At 71.2% G+C, this 14,912-nt stretch carries 15 protein-coding genes; 1 reads left to right on the top strand and 14 read right to left on the bottom strand.

Annotated elements, in window-relative coordinates:
• Positions 1-219: 219 nt before the first annotated feature.
• From FS641_RS07230 to FS641_RS07220, 3 genes are read right to left on the bottom strand one after another with little or no spacing between them, the layout of a single operon-like run.
• Positions 220-1,089 (bottom strand): carbohydrate ABC transporter permease, encoded by an 870-nt coding sequence (locus FS641_RS07230; protein ID WP_260855726.1) that lies wholly within the window; start codon positions 1,087-1,089, stop codon positions 220-222.
• Positions 1,086-2,126 carry a carbohydrate ABC transporter permease gene (locus FS641_RS07225; RefSeq protein ID WP_144762077.1) on the bottom strand — a complete coding sequence of 347 codons (1,041 nt, stop codon included), beginning with the start codon at positions 2,124-2,126 and terminating at the stop codon, positions 1,086-1,088. The genes FS641_RS07230 and FS641_RS07225 overlap by 4 nt, the downstream gene beginning before the upstream one ends.
• 3 nt (positions 2,127-2,129) lie before the next feature.
• Positions 2,130-3,455 carry a sugar ABC transporter substrate-binding protein gene (locus FS641_RS07220; RefSeq protein WP_222122060.1) on the bottom strand — a complete coding sequence of 442 codons (1,326 nt, stop codon included), beginning with the start codon at positions 3,453-3,455 and terminating at the stop codon, positions 2,130-2,132.
• A gap of 233 nt (positions 3,456-3,688) precedes the next feature.
• On the opposite strand from FS641_RS07220, the gene FS641_RS07215 reads away from it, so the two are divergent.
• A complete protein-coding gene (locus FS641_RS07215; RefSeq protein WP_186317625.1) occupies positions 3,689-4,441 on the top strand; it encodes a DUF2071 domain-containing protein in 753 nt (250 codons plus the stop codon).
• Between the two features lie 102 nt (positions 4,442-4,543).
• Here FS641_RS07215 and FS641_RS07210 read toward each other — a convergent pair whose 3' ends face one another.
• From FS641_RS07210 to FS641_RS07165, 11 genes are all read right to left on the bottom strand, one after another.
• A complete protein-coding gene (locus FS641_RS07210) occupies positions 4,544-5,734 on the bottom strand; it encodes an ABC transporter permease (RefSeq protein WP_144762068.1) in 1,191 nt (396 codons plus the stop codon).
• Positions 5,731-6,453, bottom strand: a complete 723-nt coding sequence (locus FS641_RS07205) for an ABC transporter ATP-binding protein (protein ID WP_144762065.1) — start codon at positions 6,451-6,453, stop codon at positions 5,731-5,733. Before FS641_RS07205 ends, FS641_RS07210 begins: the two co-directional genes overlap by 4 nt.
• On the bottom strand, positions 6,450-7,496 hold the full coding sequence (locus tag FS641_RS07200; protein ID WP_144762062.1) for a peptidoglycan-binding protein: 1,047 nt from the start codon (positions 7,494-7,496) through the stop codon (positions 6,450-6,452). Before FS641_RS07200 ends, FS641_RS07205 begins: the two co-directional genes overlap by 4 nt.
• Entirely contained in the window at positions 7,493-8,014 is a 522-nt protein-coding gene (locus FS641_RS07195) for a hypothetical protein (RefSeq protein WP_144762059.1), read from the bottom strand. Before FS641_RS07195 ends, FS641_RS07200 begins: the two co-directional genes overlap by 4 nt.
• 47 nt (positions 8,015-8,061) lie before the next feature.
• Positions 8,062-9,279 carry a HAMP domain-containing sensor histidine kinase gene (locus FS641_RS07190; protein ID WP_144762056.1) on the bottom strand — a complete coding sequence of 406 codons (1,218 nt, stop codon included), beginning with the start codon at positions 9,277-9,279 and terminating at the stop codon, positions 8,062-8,064.
• Positions 9,276-9,929, bottom strand: coding sequence for a response regulator transcription factor (locus tag FS641_RS07185; RefSeq protein ID WP_144762053.1), 654 nt, complete (start codon positions 9,927-9,929; stop codon positions 9,276-9,278). The genes FS641_RS07190 and FS641_RS07185 overlap by 4 nt, the downstream gene beginning before the upstream one ends.
• A gap of 22 nt (positions 9,930-9,951) precedes the next feature.
• Positions 9,952-10,074 carry a hypothetical protein gene (locus FS641_RS18420; protein ID WP_260855725.1) on the bottom strand — a complete coding sequence of 41 codons (123 nt, stop codon included), beginning with the start codon at positions 10,072-10,074 and terminating at the stop codon, positions 9,952-9,954.
• A gap of 71 nt (positions 10,075-10,145) precedes the next feature.
• Positions 10,146-10,706, bottom strand: a complete 561-nt coding sequence (locus tag FS641_RS07180; protein WP_144762050.1) for a DUF2231 domain-containing protein — start codon at positions 10,704-10,706, stop codon at positions 10,146-10,148.
• An 86-nt stretch (positions 10,707-10,792) separates the two neighbouring features.
• On the bottom strand, positions 10,793-12,961 hold the full coding sequence (locus tag FS641_RS07175; RefSeq protein ID WP_144762047.1) for an ATP-dependent Clp protease ATP-binding subunit: 2,169 nt from the start codon (positions 12,959-12,961) through the stop codon (positions 10,793-10,795).
• 52 nt (positions 12,962-13,013) lie between these two features.
• Entirely contained in the window at positions 13,014-14,417 is a 1,404-nt protein-coding gene (locus FS641_RS07170; RefSeq protein WP_144762043.1) for an MFS transporter, read from the bottom strand.
• An 87-nt stretch (positions 14,418-14,504) separates the two neighbouring features.
• Complete coding sequence (locus FS641_RS07165) at positions 14,505-14,789, bottom strand: Sec-independent protein translocase subunit TatA (RefSeq protein WP_395879136.1); 285 nt, start codon at positions 14,787-14,789, stop codon at positions 14,505-14,507.
• Positions 14,790-14,912: the final 123 nt, after the last annotated feature.

Here is a 14,912-nt window from a genome sequence, read left to right as displayed (position 1 = left end):
CCCCGCACCTCGCCGGCACTCGCCCGCCCCTCTCCCGAGATGCCACAATTCCGGAACCTCGAGCGCTGAAACCGCCACTTCACGGAACCTCGTCGTACGCATGCGGCAAGTCGTGGAACCTCGAGACCGCACTAGGTGGCGGCCCGGCGCGCACCGACGACGGACGGGAGGCTCGGTGCCAGCTGGCACCGAGCCTCCCGTCCGTGGTGGGGCGAGCGACTACCCCTTGACCGCCCCCGCGGTCATGCCGCTGACCAGTCGGCGCTGGACGATGAGGAAGAACACGACGACCGGCAGGCTGAACAGCACGCTGGCCGCCATCAGCCCGCCGAAGTCCGTCCCCTTGTTCGTCGAGAAGCCCGCGAGCCACACCGGCAGCGTGTACATCGACTGGTCCTTGAGCATCACGTACGCGGTGAGGTAGTCGTTCCACGCGGCGATGAACGCGAACACGCTCGTGGCGATGACGCCGGGCATCACGAGCGGGAAGAGCACGCTCCACAGGATGCGGAAGGTCCCCGCGCCGTCGGTCTTCGCCGCTTCCTCGATCTCGACCGGGACCGCGACGAAGAACCCGCGCATCACCCAGATCGAGAACGGCAGGACGCTCGCGACGTACGCCAGGATCAGCCCGATGTAGCTGTTCAGCAGCCCGAGCGACTGGAACGACAGGAACAGCGGGATGAGCAGCGCGCCGGACGGGATCATCTGCACGAACAGGATGCCCACGAGGATCGCCCGACGGCCCCGGAACCGGAAGCGCGAGAGGGCCGCCGAGGCCAGGAAGCCGACCACGATCGAGAGGAGGACGGCGGCGACCACGACGATGGCGGAGTTCCGCAGGTAGCCGAGGAACCCCTCCTGCGTGAGCGCCCTCGTGAAGTTCTCGAACGTCGGGTGCAGCGGCGCCCAGATCGGCGTGAGCGTGGTGACCTCGTCGGCCGGCTTGAACGCGGTGTTCACCATCCAGTAGATCGGGAACACCCACACCAGGCAGAACAGCACGGCGATGGTGTTGGCGAGCACGCGTGGCTTGCGCTTCCGGGCCTTCGGTACGGCGCCGGACGGTCGGACGGACGGAGCAGTCACAGGTCTTCCTCCCCGCTCCGGATGAGCCGGCGGATGTAGTAGCTGGTGAGCGCCCCGAGGATCACCGTCGAGATGACGGCGATGGCGGCGCCCTGGCCGTAGGCGTTCGAGACGAAGGACTTCACGAACGTCCACACGCCGAGGGTCAGGGTCGCGTCCTCCGGGCCGCCCCTGGTGAGCAGCCAGATCTGGTTGAACACGTTGAAGTCCCAGATCACGGACAGGATCGTCACGAGCAGCAGCGTCGGTGCGAGGGCCGGCAGGGTGATCGCGCGGTACATCGCCCACGCCGATGCCCCGTCGAGCGACCCGGCCTCGTAGTACTCGGGAGCGATCTGCGACTGCGCGGCGTAGAGCGTCAACGCGACGAACGGCACCGCCTGCCAGATCACGAGGCTCAACACGATCGTGTACGCCTGCCCCGGGTGCGACGCCCAGTTGTCCTGCGTGTGGTCCCCGAAGACGCGCATCTGCGTGATGAGCCAGTTGAGCACGCCGTAGAACGGCTGGAACAGCCACTGCCACACCAGGCTCGACGCCACGTTCGGCATCGCCCAGGCCAGCACGAGCACGACGCTGACCACCGTCCGCATCGCGACGCCGAGCCGGGTGAGCAGCTGCGACACCGCCATGCCGATGACGAGTGTGCCGACCACCATCGAGGCGGTGACGGCGATGGTCCGGAGGATCACGGGCCAGAAGCTCGCGTCGCCGAGGACGTTCGTGTAGTTCGTCAGCCCGGCGAACCCGGCCTGCCCGGTGAAGATGGCGCGGAGGCCGTACTCCTGGAACGAGATGACGACCAGCCGGACGAGCGGGTAGACCACGAGCGCCAGCAGGAGCACCGCGGCCGGCGCGAGCAGCACGAGCGGCGCGCGTGACGACCCGACGGAACGGCGACGGGGGCGGGGCGGGCGACCGGACTGTCCCCGCCGCCCCGTCGGTCGGAGGACCCGGCCGGCGACGGGCGGCTGCCCGGCGCCGGCGACCGGCCCGGCGGGAGCCGAGCCGGTCGCCGTGTCAGCGGTCGAGGTCATGGACTACAGACTCGCGTTGAGCGCCGAGGTGAGGTGCTTCGAGAAGTCGTCGGCCGACTCCTGTGGCGACTTCCGACCGGTGGCGATGTCCGCGAACATCGACTGGAAGCTCGCGTCGCCCTCGATGGTGGCCCAGCCCGGGGTGGCCGGCGTCGGACGGCTGGTCGAGGCCGCCTCGAAGTACGGCTTGTGGAGTTCGTCGACCTTGCTCGACACCGCGTCGAGGAGCTGCGTGGAGTTCGGCTCCCAGCCGTCCACACCGAAGACCTGGTCCTCCTGGAACTTCTTCGAGGTGAGGATCTTCATGTAGTACAGCGCGAGATCCTGGTTCGCCGACTTCGCCGGGATGCCGAGGTCCGAGCCGCCGAGGAAGACCGGCGTGTTCTTGCCCGCGGTCGTCGACGGCAGGGCGAAGGTGCCGATCTGGTCCTTGAGCTCGGGCTTCGCGGTCGTGATCGACCCGATCTCCCAGGCCGAACCGAGGATCGCCGACGTGTTCCCCTGCGCGAACACGTCGCTCTCGGCGGGCTTGTCGGTGTTGATGTCCTGCGTCGACGTGGCGGAGTAGTCGTTCTGGAAGTCCTTCCACGCCGTCAGGCCCTTGACCGCGTCCGCGGAGTCGATCGCCCCGGACCACTTGCCGCCCTTCTCCGTGGCGATCTGCCCGCCGGCGTCCCACACCCACTGCAGGCCGCCGTACCAGTACTGGCCGGGCATGTAGAACGCGGAGAAGTCGGCCGCCGGGTTCGCCGCCTTGACCTTGTCGAGGTCGGCGGTGAGCTCCTCGTACGAGGTCGGGGCGCTGGTGACCCCCGCGTCCGCCCAGGTCTTCTTGTTGTAGATGACGGCCCGGTTGCCGGCGAAGAGCGGTGCGCCGTAGAGCTTGCCGTCGACGGTCGCCGGCCCCTCGAGGCCGGAGAGCCAGGTCTGCCCGTCGGCGAGTTCCTTCTTGTACGGCGAGAGGTCCATCAGACCACCGGTCGCCGCGTACACGGGAACGTCGGTGTTGCCCAGGTCGACGATGTCCGGAGCGTCCTTCTGCGCCAGCGCCGTCGTGAGCTTCGTCGTGATGCCGTCCCACTGCTGCAGCTGGAGCTTCACCTTGGCGCCGGTGGCCTTGGTGAACTGCTGCTCGGCGACGGACAGGATCTTCGGGCTGAGGTCGCCGTTCATGATCCAGACGTTGATGGTCTTGCCCTTGCCATCGGGTGTGCCGATGGACTTCGTCCCGCTGTCGGAAGCTCCGTTGCTTCCGGCGGAGCACCCGGCGAGGGCGAGCGCGGCTGCCAGGCCGAGCGCACCGAGTGCGGCGAATCGCGTGCGTGTCACGTTGACTCCCTTGGTCCGACCTTTATGAAAGGACGTTGCGTAATCGCAATGAAAGACCCTCGGAGCGGGGATGTCAACCACCGATCGCGGCCGGAACAGGAGCGGACATCCGCATGTTTCCGGGGGATCACGGATGTCGAACGAATCCTGCGGAATGCTTGACGAACTGGTCATGACCAGGCACCATTCGGTCCCCCTGGTGGAGGACCCGCAGCGGGTCTAGCATCCATCGGGTGACCACCGCAGCGCACCGGGCCGCCCCGTCGAACCCCACGGCTCCGTCCCGGACCGGCATCGTCGCCCGCATCGACCGTCGGCTCCTCGTGAACTTCCGGGTCGACCCGGCCGCCCTCCGGTGGGTCCTGCCCGACGGGCTCCGCCCGCAGGTCGTCGACGGGTCGGCGGTCGCCGGGGTGTGCCTGCTCCGGATGGCCGGACTCCGCCCCGCGTGGGTCCCGCGGGGCATCGCGTGGGGTGCCGAGAACGCGGCGCACCGCATCGCCGTCGAGTGGGACGCTGTCGACGGCGTCCGACGCGGTGTCTACATCCCGAAGCGCTACAGCGCGTCGTGGGTCCCCGTCGCCCTCGGCGGCCGTGTGATGCCCGGTGTCCACCAGCACGCCCGGTTCGACGTCGACGAGGACGGCGACCGCTTCCGTGTCGGCTTCGACGCCGCCGACGCCGAGGTGGACGTCGACGTCGAGCGCGTCCCCGACCACCGCTGGACGAGCAGCGTCTTCCGCGACGTCGCCGAGGCGTCCGCGTTCTTCCGCGCGGGCAGCACGGGATGGTCGCCCGGGCACCGCGGCGGCCTGGAGGGACTCGAGCTGCACACCGACGCCTGGCGCGTGCACGCCGCCCGGGCGCACCGTGTGCACTCCTCGTTCATCGCGTCGCTCCCCCGCGACAGCGCCGAGTTCTCGGACGTGCTGCTCATGCAGGACGTTCCGGTGACCTGGGGCACGGAGCGCTGGGCCGCCGCCTGACCCGCCGCCGGCGCACGCCGGTCCGTGGTCACCGCGACCGCCTGGAGGCCCGGTGCGGGTCCGGCGGACCGGCACCGGGCCTCCAGGGCGAGCGGTGGGCAGCTACACGGCGGCCAGCGCCGTCGTCGGTGGGATGCGCGCTGCGCGCGCCGCGGGCCAGAGCCCCGAGACGCCGCCGATGACGACCGTGGCAGCGAGTCCGCCCCCGACGGCCCAGAGCGGGATCGCAACCGGCCAGCCCTGCCCGACGGCGAACCCGATCGTCACGCCGACGCCGATGACCACACCCGCCACGCCGCCGAGGAGGGACAGCAGGAGCGACTCGACCAGGAACTGGTCGCGGATGTGCCGTCGCCGGGCACCGAGCGCACGGCGGACGCCCACCTCGGCGCGTCGCTCGAGCACCGTGATCACCATCGTGTTCGCGACGCCGATCCCGCCGACGAGCAGGGCGACGCCGCCGATGCCGACGAGCAGGCCGGTGAACGAGTCGTCGGTCGCGGTCTTCGCCGCCAGCGCGTCGGACGGCCGGGTGACGCCGACGTCCTGGGGCGCTCCCGGGCGGATCGCGCGCGCGAGGACGTCGCGGGACTGCTCCACACGCTCCGGGTCGACGCGCGTGTAGACCGCCGTCGGGGCGCCGTCGAAACCGAGCTGCTCCGCGAAGCCCCGCGGGACGAACACCGTGGCGTCGAGGTCGGCCGCGAGCTGGAGCGGGTCGAGGACCCCGACCACCTGGACCCACTGGCCGCCCGTCCAGACACGGGTGTCCTGGTCGACGGTCTCGATCCCGAGAGCCGCCGCAGCAGCCGCGCCGAGGACGGCCTGCGGGGGTGCGTCCACCCGGTCGTCGATCCACCGGCCGGACCGCACGGTGCCGCCAAGGACCCGCGGGACGTCGCCCCAGGCCGCGGCGACGGCGATGCCCTTCGTCTCCGGCGCCGGGATGTACGGGTTGCGGTACACCCGCCCCTCCGGGGTGACGCCCACGGCGGCGGCGTCCTCGACGTCGTCCTGCCGCAGCACCGACTCGAGCGCGGTGTCCGGCAGGGGTTCCGGCGTCCCGAAGCCGTTCGCCTGCGTCGCGGTGAGCACGTTCGTGCCGAGGGCGTCGAGGACCTGGTCGAGCTTCGCCTTGCTCGACGAGGAGATGCCCACGACGGCGATCATCGCCGCGATGCCGATCGCGATGCCGAGCGCGGAGAGCACGACCCGTGTCGGGCGGGTGCGCAGGCCGAAGACGCCGAGGCGGAGCAGGTCGCCGACGGAGACGCCCGGTCGCCGCGCGCTCACCGGACGCCCCGGATCGCGCTGGCGAGCGTCGCGGCGTCGGATCCGTTGCCGGTGCCGGAGTCGTCCTGCACCGCTCCGTCACGCATCCGCACCTGCCGCGGCAGGGACGCGGCGAGCTCCAGGTCGTGCGTGATGACGAGCACGGTCGTCCCGCCGGCGTTGAGCTCGCGCAGGAGGTCCAGGATCGCCGCCCCGGACGCCGTGTCGAGCGCGCCGGTCGGCTCGTCGGCGAGCAGGATCGTCGGATCGCCGACGATCGCCCGGGCGATGGCGACGCGCTGCTGCTCCCCGCCCGAGAGCTGGTCCGGACGGTGGTCGGCCCGGTGCCCCAGACCGACACGGCCGAGCGCCTCGACGGCCCGCCGGTGCCGCTGGCGCCGACCGACGCCCGTGTAGAGCAGGCCGTCGGCGACGTTCTCGGTCGCGGTCGCTCCCGGCTGCAGGTGGAAGTGCTGGAAGACGAAGCCGATGTGGTCCGCGCGGAGCATCGACAGGTCGTCGTCGGACATGGTGTCGACGTCTGCGCCGGCGATCGTCACCGTGCCCGAGGTCGGCCGGTCGAGGGTGCCGACCACGTTGAGCATCGTCGACTTCCCGGAACCGGACGGTCCGACGACGGCGACGAGTTCGCCCGCATCGACCTCGAGGGACACCCCGCGGAGCGCGTGCACGTCGCCGTACGTCTTCGTGACGTCGTGGAGTCGGAGGACGGCGGTCATCCCGGCACCACGACCTCGTCCCCCTCGTGGACGTCACCGGTGACCGCGATGCGCCCGGCGGCGGAGAACCCGGGCCGGACCGCGACGCGCTTCGTCGTGCCGTCGCGTCGGACGACGTCCACCGCGGTGGATCCTCCGGGGCCGGCGACCAGCGCGGCGACCGGCACCGACAGCACGTCGTGTTCGGTGGTGCCCTTCGCGTCGATCTGCGCCGCGGCGGCGGCGGGTAGCTGGCGGTCGCCCGCCGCGAACGTGATCGACACGTCGACCTTGGACTCGGCGCCCTCGGCGGTGCTCGGTCGGACGTCGGTGACCTCACCCGGCATCGGGTCCCCCGTGCCGTTCACCCGGACCTCGACCGCGGTGCCGACGGCGAGGCGTTCGGCGTCCCGCTGCGACACGGTCGCGGTGACGACCTGCCGGGTGCTCGTGACCTCGATGACGTCGCCGCCGGCCGGCTGTCCGAGCCTGCCCGTGACGGACGCCACGCGGACGTCACCGTCGACGAACGCGACGTCGTCCGCCGTGACGGTGCCGGTGACGGTCAGGCCCCGGTCCTTCTGCCACTTCCGCACCGCCCGCTCGGTCCGCGGTCCGAACGCGTCGTCGGTCGCGACGTCGTACCCGAGCGCCTGCAGGTTCTCGTTGAGCTGGCGGACGTCTGCGCCCTTCCGACCCCGCTCGAGGGTCCGCCAGAGCGGCACCGTGCCGGTCATGGCGCGGACGCCGCGCTCGTCGACCGCGTAGAGGACCTCGTCGCGGTGGATGACCTGACCCGGCTTCGGCAACCAGGTGAGCGTGCCGGACGCCGCTCCCGGGACACCCGTGGGGGCGCCGTAGCCGAGCGTCCCGGCGAAGACCCTCGCATCGGTGAGGTCGCCCTTCGTGACGACGGCGGTGGCGTGCCGCGGCCGGTGGTGCGCGTCCGCCGCCGCAGTCTCGGCACCCTGCAGGTCGATCAGCGCCCACGTGCCCGCTCCTGCGGCGAGGGCGACGACGAGACCGGCGACGACGACGCCGCGTCGCCTGGTGGTGCCCGTCATCGATCGACCGGCGTGCCGAGCCCAGCGAACGCCTCCTCGTTGCACCGCGTGATCACGCCGGTGAAGGTCTCCTCGTCGGACGGCTTGTACGCCATCTGGCCCGCCTGGTCGTCCGGGTAGTCCTCGAACCCGTTCGCACGGATGCACTCCGTCGCCTTCGCCTGCGCTTCCTCCAGCCCGGGCATCGGCTTGGCCGGCTTGTACTCGGCCTCCCCCGCGCCACCCGAGTCCAGGCACGTGGTCAGGTCCGCCTTCCACTGGTCCGCGTCCACACCCTCGGGTGCGGACAACGACTGCGTGCTGCCGGCGGAGGAGGGGTCCTCCATGTCGTAGCCCTTGCCGCGCATGCACGCCGCCAGGCTCGAGCCGGCGGACGACGAGCCCTTCGCCGTGGTCACCCCGTCGGCCGGGGCGCTGGTCGAGCACGCCGTCAGGAGCCCGGGGAGCAGCAGGACCGCGGCGACGATGCTGCAGACGGTGGCGGTGGTCCGCCTGGTGGTGGTGGTGGTCGTGTTCATGTATCCAGGACACCGCACCGGGTGTTTCGTGCCGCGGCGCCCGCGGGTCACATCGGCGAAACCTCCACGCGCACGCGGAGGCCGCCCTCAGGCCGGGCCGTGATCGTCAGGTCCCACGCGTGCGCCCGGACGATCGACGCGATGATCGACAGCCCGAGGCCGCTGTGCCGGCCGGCCGGATCGCTCCCGGTTCCGGCGTTCCCCGTTCCGGCGTTCCCCGGGCATCGGCGGAACGGTTCGACGAGCTGGGGCGCGACGTCCGCCGGGACCTCGGGGCCGGAGTTCTCGACGAGGATCCCGCTGCGGTCGGTGACGATGCGGACGAACCCCTCCGGCGCGTTGTACTCGACGGCGTTGTCGACCAGGTTGCGGACGAGCTGCCGAACGAGCGTCGGTTCGCCGAGCATCGGTTCGCCGAGCATCGGTCGGCTGTCCGGGCCGAGTGGCACCGAACGGTCCTCGTGCGTCACGACGACGCCCGCCCGTCGGGCGGTGTCGGCGGTCGCCGCGACCACGTCGTCCGCGATCGCGGCGAGGTCGAGCTCGACCGCCGAGCCTCCGAGCCCCCGATCGGCCTCGGCGAGGACGAGCAGCGACTCCACGAGGTGCTCCGTCCGCCGGTTCTGCGTCAGGAGTTCCGCGCGCACCGCCCGGACGTCCTCGGCGTCGACGTCGTCGTGCAGGCCGATCTGCACCGCCGCGCGCTGGACCGCGAGCGGCGTCCGGAGTTCGTGCGAGGCCTGCGCCACGAAGCGCCGTTGACTCTCGAACGCGGACTCCAGGCGTCCGAGCAGGTCGTCGATGGTGCGGGAGAGCCGCCGGAGCTCGTCGTCCGGGCCGTCGAGGGCGATGCGTTCGTGCAGGTTCGACGCGCTGAGTCGGTTCGCCGTCGCGGTGATCCGGTCGATCGGCGCGAGCATGCGGCGACTGACGAGCCACCCGATGCCCCCGGCGAGGATGCCGGCCCCCGCGACGCCGACCGCCGACCACTGCCACTGCTGCACGGCGACGAGCCGGATCACGCTCGACCGGGCGAGCCGCTCGGCATCAGCGCCGGTGAGGGGTGTCGCCGGTGCCACCCGCTCCACGTCGAGGCCGTCCTGCGTCGTCCGGAACGCGGCGGTGACGTCGGATCCGACACCGGAGAGCGACATCACGTTCGTGAAGACCACGACGCCGGTGGCGAGTGCCATCGCCGCGAGCGCGAACACCAGGGCGGTCCGCGCCCGGATGCTCCACGAGCGTGTCCACCGGGTGGGACTCACAACGCGTAGCCCGTCCCCGGTACCGTGCGGATCGGGTCCGGGTCGCCGAGCTTCCGCCGGAGCTTCGACATCGTCACGCGGACGGCCGTCGTGAACGGGTCGATGTTCATGTCCCAGACCTTCTCGAGCAGCTCCTCGGCGGAGACGATCCGGCCGTCTGCCCGGAGAAGGGTCTCGAGGACGCCGAGTTCCTTCGTGGTGAGGTCGAGCGGACGCCCGTCGCGCGTCGCCATGCGTCGGTTCGTGTCGACCACGATCCCCGCGCGCTCGAGCACCGGCGCCACGGGAGCGACCGCCCGCCGCCCGAGTGCCCGGACCCGGGCGACGAGTTCCGGGTACTCGAACGGCTTCGTCAGGTAGTCGTCGGCGCCGAGTTCGAGTCCGTGCACGCGGTCCGTCAGCGAGGTCGCCGCCGTGAGCATGAGGATGCGCGTCAGACCGCCGCGCGCCGTCAGCCGCCGTGCGACCTCGTCCCCGTGGACGCCGGGGACGTCACGGTCGAGCACGACGACGTCGTAGTCGTTGACCGCGAGCAGCTCGTCCGCGTGGTCGCCGCGGTAGGCGACGTCGACGGCCATGTCCTGCCGCTCCAGGCCCTTCGCGATCAGGTCGGCCAGGGCGATCTCGTCATCCACCACCAGTACGCGCACCGGAACACTGTATGCAGTGTTCCTATGCCGCTCCTGGATCGAGGTCCACCGCTCCGGTCACCTCGTCGACGCGGACGAGGAACCCGGGACCGGCGCGATCAGGGACCACGGTGAGCGGGATGGTGTCGAGGCTGAGGTGTTCCATGACCCCGAGCCTGGCGGCCGAGGTGTTTCGTCACCGTGACCTCGGACGGGTCGTGCGGCGACGATCGGTGCTCAGCGCGGGGCGTCGAACGGCACCTCGCCCGCGGTGCTGACCCCGGCACGCTGTCGGTACGCGAGGTGGCCTCCGAGGTACCCGCCGACGCTGACGACGGTGAGGCCGGCGAAGCCGAGCAGCTTGCCCGCGCCGTGGTTCCCACGCTTCCGCTGCAGCCAGGACAGCCCGTACAGGGAGATGCCGACCCAGTTCACGGCCTGGTGGACCCACCCGGTGCGGAGCTGTTCGCGGTCGAGCTCGGACCAGTCGACGTACCCGGCGACGCTCGCGCTCCCGGAGGACACGAGCCCGACACCGACGAGGGTCTTCGCGGCCTTCGCGTTGCCCTTGCCGCCGAGCAGGTCGAGCACGGCGGCGGAGATCCAGGCGCCGAGCGGCACCTGGACCATGAGCGGGTGGATCGGGTGTCCGAACGGCACGCCGTGCAGCAGCTGCCGCAGCGCGCGCGGTCGAGCGGTGGCGTCGACGAACTTCCGGTCGAAGTCGACGGCCGTGTCGAGCACGCTCGCGTGTTCGATGGACTCGGTGAGGCGCCGGAGCGCGCGGATCTCGGGCATGGGCACGACGCTAGGCCTGGAGGCCCGGCACCGGTCCCAGGAACCGGTGCCGGGCCATGCGCCCCGTCATGCCACGGGTGCTTCGGTCACTCCTCGACGATCTCGGCCAGTTCGAACGGCTCGACCGTCAGTCCGTCGCCGTCCGACGCCACGTCGACCCGGACCGTGTCGCCGTCGCGGACGTCCCCGGCGAGGATCGCGCGTGCCAGCTGGTCGTCGATCTGGCGCTGCATGAGCCGACGGAGCGGCCGTGCGCCGTAGACCGGGTCGTACCCGCGCTCGGCGAGCCAACCCCGCGCCTCTGGCGTGACCGCGAGCTCGAGCCGGCGGTCGGTGAGGCGCTTGGCGAGCCGGTCGACGTACAGCGACACGATCTGGCCGAGGTCCTCCGCGGTCAGGGCCTGGAACACCACGATGTCGTCGAGTCGGTTGATGAACTCCGGACGGAACGCCTGCTGCACGAGCGTCCGGACGGCTTCCTCGCGCTCCGGCTCCGTGAGCGACATGTCGGTCGTGAACTGCGAGCCGAGGTTCGACGTCAGGACCATGATCGTGTTCCGGAAGTCGACCGTCCGGCCCTGCCCGTCGGTCAGACGACCGTCGTCGAGGACCTGCAGGAGCACGTCGAACACCTCCGGGTGCGCCTTCTCGACCTCGTCGAGGAGGATCACCGAGTACGGGCGGCGCCGCACGGCCTCGGTGAGCTGCCCGCCGGCCTCGTACCCGACGTACCCGGGCGGGGCGCCGATGAGCCGTGCGACGGAGTGCTTCTCGCCGTACTCGCTCATGTCGATGCGGACGAGGGCCTTCTCGTCGTCGAAGAGGAACTCCGCCAGGGCCTTCGCGAGCTCGGTCTTGCCGACACCGGTCGGACCGAGGAACAGGAACGAGCCCGTCGGGCGGTCCGGGTCGGAGATGCCGGCCCGGGTGCGCCGGACCGCCTCGGACACCGCGGCCACGGCGGTGCGCTGCCCGATGATCCGACGACCGAGCTCGGTCTCGAGGTGCAGGAGCTTCTCGGTCTCGCCCTGCAGCAGCCGTCCGACCGGGATACCCGTCCACTGTGCGATCACGGCGGCGATGTCCTCGTCGGTGACGCTGTCGTTCACCATCCGGTCGCTCGACTCGGCCTGCTCCGCCGCCGCGAGCTCGGCCTCGATGCGCGGCTTCTCGCCGTACTCGAGCCGGGACACCGTGGCGTAGTCGGCCTCGCGCTGGGCGCGTTGGCTGCGCATGTTGAGGTCCTCGAGCTGCTGCTTCAGCTCACCGATCCGGTTCAGCGACGCCCGCTCGGCCTGCCAGCGCTGTTCGAGCTCGGCGAGACGCTCCTCGCGCGTCCGCAGCTCGTTCCGCAGGGTCTCCAGACGGGCCTTCGAGGCGTCGTCCTTCTCCTGCTTCAGCGCGAACTCCTCGACGCGGAGTCGGTCGACGGTGCGCTTCAGCTCGTCGATCTCGACCGGGCTCGAGTCGATCTCCATCCGGAGGCGCGAGGCTGCCTCGTCGATGAGGTCGATCGCCTTGTCGGGGAGCTGTCGGCCGGAGATGTACCGGTTCGACAGGCTCGCCGCGGCCACGAGGGCGGAGTCGTTGATGGTGACCTTGTGGTGCGCCTCGTAGCGCTCCTTCAGGCCGCGGAGGATCGCGACGGCGTCCTCGACGCTGGGCTCGCCGACGTAGACCTGCTGGAAGCGGCGCTCGAGGGCGGCGTCCTTCTCGATGTACTCGCGGTACTCGTCGAGGGTCGTCGCGCCGATGAGTCGGAGCTCACCCCGGGCGAGCATCGGCTTGAGCATGTTCGACGCCGCGACGGAGCCCTCGCCGCCGCCGGCACCCATCAGGGTGTGCAGCTCGTCGATGAAGGTGATGACCTGTCCGTCGGAGTCGTTGATCTCCTTGAGGACGGCCTTCAGCCGCTCCTCGAACTCGCCGCGGTACTTCGCCCCGGCGATGAGCGCGGAGATGTCGAGCGACACGAGCCGCTTGTCCTTGAGTGAGTCGGCGACGTCACCGGCGACGATGCGCTGCGCGAGCCCCTCGACGACGGCGGTCTTGCCGACACCGGGCTCGCCGATGAGCACGGGGTTGTTCTTGGTGCGACGGGTCAGCACCTGGCTGACGCGTCGGATCTCGGCGTCTCGGCCGATGACGGGGTCGAGCTTGCCGCTGCGAGCGACGGCCGTCAGGTCGACGCCGTACTGCTCGAGGGCGGTCTTCTGACGCTCCTGGGAGTCAGGAGCGCCCTGGAGGTTCGCCATGCGATCCGTCCTTTCGTGGTCGTGATTCGTACTTGAGTCTACTCGGCTCAACTCAGGTGCGCGACGGCGTATTCCGGATCCCGAGGGCGCTGACGAGGGCACCGGCGAGGAGCAGGAGTGCCATCACGACCATCGCGCGGTGCAGCGCCCCGACACTGACCTCGCCACCGAGGACGATCCCCGCCAGGGCGACCATGACCAGGGAGGCGATGCGGGCGATCGCGTTGTTCACGGCCGACCCCGCACCGGCTTCGGACTGCGGGACGGACCCGAGGACGGCGCTCGTCAGCGGCGTCACCATCGCCGCGATCCCCGCGCCGACGAGCACGAGCCCCGGGAGCACCGACCACCAGTACGCCGCCGGGTCGTCGCCCACGGCGAGCAGCACCAGCGCCCCGACGGCCGCGATCGCCGGACCCGCGGCCATGAACCACCGCGGTCCGTACCGGCCGGAGAGCGAGCCGACGGTCGTCGACAGCGCCAGCAGCATCAGCGTCGGTGGGAGGGTCGCGAGCCCGGCGACCCAGGCCGGGTAGCCCCAGACCTCCTGCAGGAACAGCGTCACGACGAAGAACACCATGCCGAGCGCGCCGTAGATCGACAGCGTCGCCAGGTTGCCGACCGTGAAGTTCCGGGCGCGGAACAGCGCCAGCGGGACCAGGGGCGTCCCCGACGACCGAGCGACGCCGAGCTCCCACGGGACGAACGCCACGAGCGCCGCACCGCCGACGACCAGGGCCGCGACCACGACGGGGTCGGACCACCCCAGGCGCTCCTGCTCGATGAGCCCGAGCACCACCCCGCCGACCCCGAGGACCGCGAGCACCGCACCGACGACGTCGACGTGCGGACGGTCGCCAGCGACGACGTCGCCGGAGATCCGCCGGACCAGCGGGATCGTGACGGCGATCGGCACGGCTGTCACCACGAAGATCCACCGCCAGCCGATGCCGTCCACGATCACGCCGCCGACGACCGGGCCGAGGATCGACGCGGCGCTCGACCAGGCCGTCCACGTGCCGATCGCCTTCGCCTGGGCCGCGCCCCGGAACGCCGCGACGATGAGCGCCAGGGCACTCGGTGTGACGAGGGCGCCGCCGACCCCCTGGAACGCCCGGGCGATGATCAGGACCGCACCCGTCGGCGCGATCGCACACACGACCGAGGCGACACCGAAGACCACCAGGCCCCATTGCAGGACGCGGACGCGACCGAACAGGTCGGACAGCGACCCGGCGACGAGGATGAGCGACCCGAGGGTGACGAGGTACGCGTCGACGGTCCACTGCTGCACGACCAGCCCGCCGCCGAGCTCGGTGCGGATCGCCGGCAGCGCGACGTTCACCACGCTCGAGTCGAGCCCGACGACGAACGACGCCAGGATCGCGACGACGAGCACGACGCGGCGGTCGTCGCGGAGGGGCGCGGCGTGCGGCGGGGCGGGAGCGTCGGTCATGCGCTCATCATGCGCCCTCGCGGGTGCCGGGTGCGACAGAGCCCCGCGCCTGTGGACCGGCGCGGGGCTCTGGGAGGACCGGGAGGACTACTTGGTGTGGACGTCCGTGTTGGGCTGCACGGACGGCGCCGGGTTGACCACAGGGGCCTGGTTGACGACCGGCTCGGCGGTCGTGGTCGGCACGGCGGTGTTCTGGACGGTGCCGTCGGAGCCCTTGGCCTTCTTGTCGTCGCTGTCCATCTCCTTCTTGAAGATGTTGATCGACTGGCCGAGGCCCTTGGCGAGCGCCGGGAGCTTGGTCGCGCCGAACAGCAGCACGACGATGCCGAGGATGATCAGCAGGTGCAGACCGGTGAGGTTTCCGAGCATCATGTCTCCTTGATCCGTGAACTGGTCGCCGTCAGCACGTCGTCCTTGACGCGCTCGGCGGAAGCCGTCGTTCATCCATCGTAACTCCCATGGTCGTGGAACCCCAGCCCCGGTCGGCAACGGTCA

The organism is Curtobacterium sp. 9128 (assembly GCF_007673775.1).
Taxonomy (GTDB): Bacteria; Actinomycetota; Actinomycetes; order Actinomycetales; family Microbacteriaceae; genus Curtobacterium.
This window is presented reverse-complemented; position numbering and strand designations above follow the sequence as displayed.

Excerpts from the sequence above, each read along its gene's own strand:
- FS641_RS07225 (WP_144762077.1), bottom strand. The coding sequence starts at position 2,126 with ATGACCTCGACCGCTGACACGGCGACCGGCTCGGCTCCCGCCGGGCCG.
- FS641_RS07205 (WP_144762065.1), bottom strand. The coding sequence starts at position 6,453 with ATGACCGCCGTCCTCCGACTCCACGACGTCACGAAGACGTACGGCGAC.
- FS641_RS07200 (WP_144762062.1), bottom strand. The coding sequence starts at position 7,496 with ATGACGGGCACCACCAGGCGACGCGGCGTCGTCGTCGCCGGTCTCGTC.
- FS641_RS07195 (WP_144762059.1), bottom strand. The coding sequence starts at position 8,014 with ATGAACACGACCACCACCACCACCAGGCGGACCACCGCCACCGTCTGC.
- FS641_RS18420 (WP_260855725.1), bottom strand. The coding sequence starts at position 10,074 with ATGGAACACCTCAGCCTCGACACCATCCCGCTCACCGTGGTCCCTGAT.
- FS641_RS07180 (WP_144762050.1), bottom strand. The coding sequence starts at position 10,706 with ATGCCCGAGATCCGCGCGCTCCGGCGCCTCACCGAGTCCATCGAACAC.
- FS641_RS07175 (WP_144762047.1), bottom strand. The coding sequence starts at position 12,961 with ATGGCGAACCTCCAGGGCGCTCCTGACTCCCAGGAGCGTCAGAAGACC.
- FS641_RS07170 (WP_144762043.1), bottom strand. The coding sequence starts at position 14,417 with ATGACCGACGCTCCCGCCCCGCCGCACGCCGCGCCCCTCCGCGACGAC.
- FS641_RS07165 (WP_395879136.1), bottom strand. The coding sequence starts at position 14,789 with ATGATGCTCGGAAACCTCACCGGTCTGCACCTGCTGATCATCCTCGGC.